The organism is Mesorhizobium sp. M1D.F.Ca.ET.231.01.1.1 (assembly GCF_003999155.2).
GTDB lineage: Bacteria > Pseudomonadota > Alphaproteobacteria > Rhizobiales > Rhizobiaceae > Mesorhizobium.
On record NZ_RZOZ02000153.1, the window covers coordinates 1 to 332 of the forward strand.

Below are 332 nucleotides of genomic sequence, written 5' to 3' on the forward strand. Positions count from 1 at the left end.
AAATGATCCGCGCCAGAACGCTAGACGCGCCATTGTTTTGAGTAGGACGGTATGAATTAGCAGAGCAGGGGCACAACATGAGCAACGATCGTGACTTCCCGGCCGAAGCCGGTACCACCAACAAAATCACGCGGCGCGACGCATTGATGGCCGGCACGGCCGCAGCCCTTACACGATTTGCCGCGCCCGTTGGCCTTTCGGGGGCGCTCGCTGGCCTTGCCAGCGTTCAGGCTGCGGCAGCTCAGCCTTCGCGGCCTAACATTGTCTTCATCGTTACGGACGATCAGGGGTGGAAAGACGTCGGTTACCATGGCTCAGACATCAAGACACCC

Annotated in this window: 1 pseudogene; it reads left to right on the top strand. The window is 59.6% G+C overall.

The annotated features are described in order from the left end of the window. Positions 1-77: 77 nt before the first annotated feature. A pseudogene (locus EN874_RS32725) lies at positions 78-332 on the top strand (sulfatase); the annotation flags it as partial.